The 7,073-nt window shown below is 75.0% G+C and carries 5 protein-coding genes and 1 pseudogene; all 6 read left to right on the top strand.

The features are described from left to right. Window positions 1–840 (top strand): annotated as a pseudogene (locus NBW84_RS20920) (hypothetical protein); the annotation flags it as partial. Window positions 841–902: 62 nt separating this feature from the next. Beyond that, window positions 903–3,173, top strand: coding sequence for an ATP-binding protein (locus NBW84_RS20915; RefSeq protein ID WP_250286628.1), 2,271 nt, complete (start codon window positions 903–905; stop codon window positions 3,171–3,173). Then, the gene (locus NBW84_RS20910; RefSeq protein ID WP_250286626.1) at window positions 3,170–4,405 is read left to right on the top strand and encodes an AAA family ATPase; all 1,236 of its coding nucleotides are present in this window, start codon (window positions 3,170–3,172) and stop codon (window positions 4,403–4,405) included. Before NBW84_RS20915 ends, NBW84_RS20910 begins: the two co-directional genes overlap by 4 nt. Further along, window positions 4,398–5,171: a molecular chaperone DnaJ gene (locus NBW84_RS20905; RefSeq protein WP_250286624.1), complete on the top strand. Its 774-nt coding sequence runs from the start codon at window positions 4,398–4,400 to the stop codon at window positions 5,169–5,171. Before NBW84_RS20910 ends, NBW84_RS20905 begins: the two co-directional genes overlap by 8 nt. A gap of 207 nt (window positions 5,172–5,378) precedes the next feature. Further along, entirely contained in the window at window positions 5,379–5,663 is a 285-nt protein-coding gene (locus tag NBW84_RS20900) for a hypothetical protein (RefSeq protein ID WP_250286622.1), read from the top strand. After that, entirely contained in the window at window positions 5,656–6,885 is a 1,230-nt protein-coding gene (locus NBW84_RS20895) for a hypothetical protein (protein ID WP_250286620.1), read from the top strand. The genes NBW84_RS20900 and NBW84_RS20895 overlap by 8 nt, the downstream gene beginning before the upstream one ends. Window positions 6,886–7,073: the final 188 nt, after the last annotated feature.

Below are 7,073 nucleotides of genomic sequence, written 5' to 3'. Positions count from 1 at the left end.
GCGCTGCTGCTGGCGGCCGCGGTCGGCGGGCGGGCCCAGCCCGCCGCGGCGCGGGCACTCGCCGAGGCGGTCCCGGCGCCGAGGCTGTCCGCCGGTGGCTGGGCCGACGCCCTCGCCCGGCATGCGGTGGTCGCGCCGGCACTGTCGGTGTGCCGACCCATGCCCGGCGCCTCGGCACCCGGGCAGGCGGCGACAGCTGCGCCAGCCTCGACACCCACGCAAGCGGCGGCACCTGGGCAAGTGGCGACAGCCGGGCAAGTGGCGACAGCTGCGCCGGCCGCGGCGTCCGTGGCAGCCGCGCCGGTCGTGCCGGCGGCCGACCGGACGATCGACGCCGAGCTGGCCGACGCGCTGCTGCGGGCGTCCATCCTGACCGCGGTGCTGCACCGGCCGCCGCTGGGCCGGCTGGCCGGGGGTGCCACCGCGACGGAGGCCGCCGCCGCGGTCGGCCTGCTCGGCCGGCCGCGCGGGCGTGCCGTGCTGACCGCGGCGCTGGCTGGGTGGTCGTCCGACCCGGCGGTGCTCACCTGGCGGACGGAGCTGCTGACCCGGCTGTCCCACGAGCATCCCGATGTCGTGCTCGACACCTACCTGCTGGCCCGGCTGCGCCACGGCGCCGACTGGGACAGGCGGCTGAGCGCGGCGGCCCGTGCGCTCTCCGGTGCCGGCCTGCCCGACGACCTGCCTGTCGCCACCGTCCGGTTCTGGGCGCCGCTGGCCGTGCTGGACCAGCGCGACCCGGCGCTGATCCGCTCCCGGACGTTCCTGGACGGCCATCGTGACGCGCTGAACCTCGTCCGGCGGTACCGGCTCGCTCTGTCGGTGGCAGGTGCGGCATGAGCGCGGGCCTCCTCAGGCTGAGGCTCGTCCCGCTCGATCCGACGGCGTTTCATGATCGATACGTGCTGGCCGAGACCGACGAGCCGAAGCTCACTCTCGGTGAGCTGCTGGCCGACCTGCCGGCGTTCAGCCTCACCCCGCTGGATCCGGCCTACCTGGAGGTGCCGGTCCGGCGGCTTGTCCTGGAGCTGGCCGAACCCGACCCGTCGACCCCGCTCCACCTCCCGCCCGGCCTGGACCTGACGGCTCTCGCCGCGGCCGGCTCACCGCGCGACGGTGGACCGGCGGCTGGCGCCGACGCCGGTGCCGGCCCCGGTGCCGCGGTCGGCGCCGACCCCGATGCGGACACCCGTGCCGGCACGGCCGAGCGGAACACCGGCGCGACCGGGCAGGTCGTGGCCGCGGAGCTCGGGCATCCGGAGACGCTGAGCGAGCGGGAAGCCGTGCTGATCGCGCACGACATGGAGATCAACCGGGCCGCCGCGTACCTGGAGAGCGGCATGTCGGTCCTGGTGCGCTGCGAGAAGCTGCTCGTCGAGCACCTGGCCCACGAGATCGCCGGCCGATCCGGGCGGCCCCAGCGGACGCTGCGGCCCGTCGGCGGCGCCGGGGCGCCGGGGATGCCGTCCGGCCTGGGGGAGGCGACCCCGCTCGGCGGCGGGCGCCGCGCCGAGCTGCTGGCCGCGCTGCAGGCCGCGGTCACCGACGCCAAGCCCGGTGACGTGGTGGTCGTCCCCCATCTGGACCTGCTCGCCGGCGGCAGCGACGCGGCGCTGACGAGCGAGGCCCGGGAGCTCACCGACGTCCTCTACGAGCGCAGCGCGTGCGTGCTGCTGGCGTTCACCGACCCGTCCCTGGTGATCCCGGAGGTGCTGGCCAACCGGTTCGCGGTCCGGCTGTCGATCGAGATCCTGCCCCGGGAGGTGGCGACCGGCTCCGGCGCGCGGGTGCCGGTCGGGCGGGCGCTGGTCACCCGTGGGGAGGCCGAGCTGTTCGACGGCTTCGACGCGACCGACCTGTACAAGTACGTGGCCGGGATGAACGCCGTCCGGCTGCGCAACGCCCTGCGGTTCGCCTACCACCAGCACCGCCCGACGCTGCGCCAGGGCGACCGGCGGCCCACCTTCGCCGACCTGCGCCACGAGCTGCGGGTGTTCAAGGCCCGGACGTCCAGCTCGTTCGAGGTGCCGAACGTGCCGTTCTCGGCGATCGGCGGCTACGCGGACGTCAAGGCCGAGCTGACCCGGGCGCTGACCATCATCGGCGGCGCCGTGGACCTGCCCGCCCACCTGCGCCACGACCTGGTGCCGCGGGGGTTCATCTTCCACGGCCCGCCGGGCACCGGCAAGACGTTGTTCGCCAAGGCCGTGGCCGCCCGGCTGGCCGCGACGATCCTGGTGGTCAGCGGGCCGGAGGTCACCGACATGTACGTCGGGGAGAGCGAACGCAAGATCCGCGACCTGTTCGCCGAGGCCCGCCGCAACGCCCCGGCCGTGGTCGTCTTCGACGAGTTCGACTCGATCGCGGCCCGGCGCACCGGCCGGGACGACGGCGGCAGCCGGGCCGGCAACGCGATCGTCGCCCAGCTGCTCACCGAACTCGACGGCTTCCGCCCCGAGGTACCAGTTCTGATCATCGGTACGACCAACCGGATCGACCTGATCGACGACGCGCTGCTGCGGCCGAGCCGGTTCCGCCCGATCCGGATCGACCTGCCGGACGAGGACGCCCGCCGGGAGATCGTCCGGGTGCACGCCGGCCACTTCGGCATCCCGGTCAGCCCCGTCCTGGTGGACGCCATCGCGCGGGCGACCGAGGGGCTCAACGGCGACGAGATCCGCTCGGTGTTCCGCGACGGCCGCGCCGACGAGCTGGTCGGCGACCCGAGACGGCCCGCCGACGCCCGCCGGCTCGGCGAGCTGATCGGGGCGCTGCGCGCGGCCCGGCAGCGGCGGGAGCTGGAGCGGAACCCGCGGCCGGGCCGCTCCGGCGCCGGCCGGCAGCGGGTGGCCCTGGTGGCGACTCCGGATCACGTCCCCTCCGCGGGCGCCTCCGTGGGCGGGGCGGGGACCCGTGGCGCGGGCACGAGGGGCGCCGCCGCCGGCACCGCCACGGCGGGCACCGGTACGGTCACGCGTGGGGCCATCCGCCCGGCGGGCGGCCCGGCCGGCGAGCCGATCGGGGTCGCCGGGGTCGCCGGCCGCCGTGGCACCACGGATATGCTCCCGATCGTCACCTATGGGGAAGAGTTCACCACGGACGGGAGCCCCCAAACCGGGACGTCCCGCGACGCCAGTACCAGTCCTGGCCGGGGGGAGAGCACCACGCCATGACCACACCAGCGACCGCATCGGTGACCACGCCGGCGCTGGACCAGCCGACCAGGGTGCTGGCGCGCACGTTCGCCACCCGGCTGCGCGACGTCCGGCAGGACTTCGTGGACCGGGACGAGGCGGTCGACCTGCTCGCCCTGGCCGTCCTGTGCCGTGAGCACGTCCTGCTCGTCGGGCCGCCGGGGACCGCCAAGAGCAGCCTGCTGGAACGCTTCCGCCGCACGCTCGACGCCCGTTACTTCAGCTATCTGCTGACCCGGTTCACCGAACCGGCCGAGCTGTTCGGGCCGATCGACATCCGGCGGCTGCAGACCGAGGGCGTCTACCAGGTGAACACCGCCGGCATGCTGCCCGAGGCCGACATCGCCTTTCTCGACGAGGTGTTCCAGGGCAGCTCGGCGATCCTCAACACCCTGCTCACCCTCATCAACGAACGGACCTTCCACAACGGCACCCAGGCGGTCGGTGCCAATCTGATCACGCTGCTCGGGGCGTCCAACGACATTCCGGACGACCCGGTGCTGGCCGCGTTCAGCGACCGGTTCCTGCTGCGCTGCCGGCTCGACTACGTCCCCGACGACGACATCGAGGACGTCCTCACCCTCGGCTGGCGTGGCGAACAGGAGCTGATCAACGCGGTGGCGGACGGGGCGGCCGCGGCGGACGGCCCGGCCGGGCGGACCCGGGCCGGGTTCGGCCTCGCCGACCTCGGCCGGCTCCAGCGCGCCGTCGCCGACATCGACCTGACCGCCGTGCGCGGGCCGTTCGCCCGGATCGTGCGCTCGCTGCGCGCCGAAGGCGTCGTCTTCTCCGACCGGCGGGCGGTGAAGGCGCAGAAGACGTTCGCGGCCCGCGCGCTGCTCGCCGGCCGTGCCGCCGCCGAACTCGCCGACCTCGCCCCGCTCGTGTACCTGTGGACCGATCCGCGGGACGAGCAGACGATACGCCGGATCGTCGCCGACGCCGGAGTGCCCGTCGACCAGCCCGGCCGCACCGTGCGCAGCCTCGGCGAGCTGCGGATCGATCTTGCCGAGCTGGCCGGCCGCCGGGAGGAGGCGTCCCGCGCCGAGGAGTTCCGGGAGCTGCTGCGACGCGGCCAGCGGCTCGTCCTGGAGCTGCGCCGCGACCATCCCGACGCCCGTGACCTGCTCACCGACGTCCAACGCCACCAGCGGGAGACGATCACCATCTACCGGGAACGGTTCGCCGAGGAGGAGCTGGTCGATGTGTAACCCGCGCCGGGTCCGCGTCCGCGCCACCCGTGACCTCAGCGACGCCTGGGAGCAGGAGATCCGCCGCCAGGTGACCCGGCGCGGGCAGGCCACCGGCGACGCCCGGGTCCGCGAGCCGCTGGCCGCCGGCATCGGCGCGCCCACCCTGGCCGCGTTGACCGGCGTCCTCGCCCGCACCGCCGGGTGGGAACGTGACGGCGAGTCGTTCCGGCACGCCCTCGACGGCGGCTGGCTGATCTACCATCCCGCCACCCGCGAACTGGAGATCGTTGCGGAGGCCGTCGCCGAGGTGACGGCCTCCGGCGAGGCCAGCGCGGTCGTCCGCGGGCAGCTCGCCGAAACCGTCGAGGCCGAGGGCGAAGGCGTCTACTACGACGACAACTACGGCGGCCGGACGCAGCGGTACGCCCACCGGGAGGCCGCGCGCAACGCCGAGCGGGCTGTCGACGCCCAGGTCGAGGCGCTGCTCGCCGCCGCCCGGCAGCAGGCCGACACCGCCGAGGGCGCCGCCGTGGAAGCCACCGCCTCGGCCCGCGCGGACACCGCCCTGGCCGAGGCCGCCGCTGCCCGCGTCGAGGAGCTGCGCCGGGAGGCCGCCACTCGGCTGGTCACCGTCGGTATTCAGGGGCGCAACATCTTCCACCAGGCGCTGGCCGGCGCCTACCGGGACGCGATCCTGGCCTACGCCCGGGCCCGGCGCGCCGAGGGCATCACCTGGTCGGAGAACGACGGCGTCCTCGACATCGAATTCGAGCTGCGGATCTGACGGCCCGGCCGGATTCCCGACTTCGGGCCACGGACCGCGGATTTCAGATCCTGGATTCCGGATTACGAACCACGGACACGAACCACGAACCACGGACACGAACCACGAACCAGGACCATGAACCGCGAGCTATGAACCACAGGCTATGAGCTGGCGGGCCACGTGTTATTGATTACGGGATTCGGGGGGTGAGGCATGCGGGTCCGGGTGAAGTTCCGTTACCGCGCCGACACCGGTGAGGTCGAGGTGTTCCGCGTCGAGGACACCAGCGAAGGCGCGCCCGCGGCCGACCACGACGTCCGCCACGACCGGATCACCGCCGACGTCGCCCGCATCGTCGAGAACAACGCCCTCATCGAGCAGGAGGCCCCGCAGCCCGTACCGCTGCTCCAGGAGCGGCAGGTGGGTCAGGAGCAGCAGGCCAGGCAGTGGCCCGCCGAGGAGGAGCCGTCGACCGGACGGGCCGAACGAGGGCAGCGGCTTCATGACTGACCATGTGCTGCTCGAGCGGGCCGCGGACTGCTACCTGCGGGCGGGGCAGACCGTCGAGGCCGCGCGCTGCTACCGGGACGCCGGCTCCTTCCAGCGGGCGGCGGAGCTGTCCATCCGGACCGGCCGGTACCGGGACGCGGCCGCCGACTACACCGCGGCCGGCCTCGTCCACGTCGCCGCCTGGCTGCTCGTCCACAACCTGGACGACCCGGCCGCCGCCCGCGCGTCGCTGTCAGCCGATCCCGATCCCGGACTGTCCGGAATATTCGGTTTGTCCGGTTCATATGGGCCGGCCGGCCCGGCGGCCCGGGCGGCGGACGCGACAGCTGAGCCGGCTGAGATGACGGCTGGGCCGGCGGCGGCCGGGCGTACGGCCGGTTCGGTGGTCACGGCGGCGGACGTGCCCGCTGGTTCGGCCAGGCCGGTGGCCGCTCCCGCCGGATCGGTGGTCGGGACCGCCGAGATGGTGGCCGGTTCTGCCGGGTCGGTGGTTGGGACCGCCGAGATGGTGGCCGGTCCCGCCGGGTCGGTGGTTGGCGCTGTCGGGTCGGTGGCCGGTTCTGCCGGGTCGGTGGTTGGCGCTGACGGAATAGTGGTCGATTCTGCCTGGTCGGTGCCCAGCGCTGTCGGGACGGCGATCGGTCTCGCCGGATCGGTGGTTGGTGCTGTCGGGATGGTGCCCGGCGCCGTCGGGAGGATGGGGGAGCCGGCGGTCGCGTCGGTGTTCGACGTCCTGTCGCGGCGGCTGGTGCTGGCTCGCTGCGATGTCGCCGACGGGCTGCCCGCCCGGCGCGTCCTGCCCGTGCTCGCCGACGTCCAGGCGGTGCTGGCCGAGCCGCCAGTCGCCGAGCCGCTGTGGCCCGTGGCCGCGGCCGGCCTGCGGGTCGAGCAGTGGGCGGTCGCGCTGGCCGAGGCCGCGCACCGCTACGACCAGGTCGCGCTCGTCTTCGCCGCGGCCGTGCGGGGGCGGCGCGCCGGCGCGGAGCAACGCTGGGCCGAGTGGTCGCTGCGGGTCCTGCGCACCGAACTGGTCCTGCCGCCGGCCGTCCCGGCCGCTACCCCACCAGCCACCACCGCCCCGGCCGCTGCCGGCCCGGCTCTCGCCAGGGCCGCCGCCGGCCCGTCCGGCGGCCGCGTGCCGTTTGCTCCGGGTGGGCCGTCCGTCCCCGCCGGGCCGTCCGTTGCGCCGCCGGGCCCACGACCAGCACTTCCGCGAGGGTAGCCGATGGCTTTTGGTTCTGACGGCCCGGCGTCCGGCCAGGGGCGACGCCGGCGCCCTTTCGACGTGCAGGAGATCCCGTCGGAGGAGGTTCCGGCTCCGCAGACAGCGGAGCCCGGCGGCCCGCCGCCCGCCGCCGGCCCGCCGGCATCCTCGCCCCCATCGCCTCCGGCCGCGGGCCCGGTCGCGGG

This window comes from Protofrankia sp. CiP1_Cm_nod2 (genome assembly GCF_920664355.1).
In the GTDB taxonomy this organism is placed as follows: Bacteria; Actinomycetota; Actinomycetes; order Frankiales; family Frankiaceae; genus Protofrankia.
The sequence above is the reverse complement of the archived record's forward strand: the minus strand, read 5'-3'. Positions and strand labels throughout refer to the sequence as shown.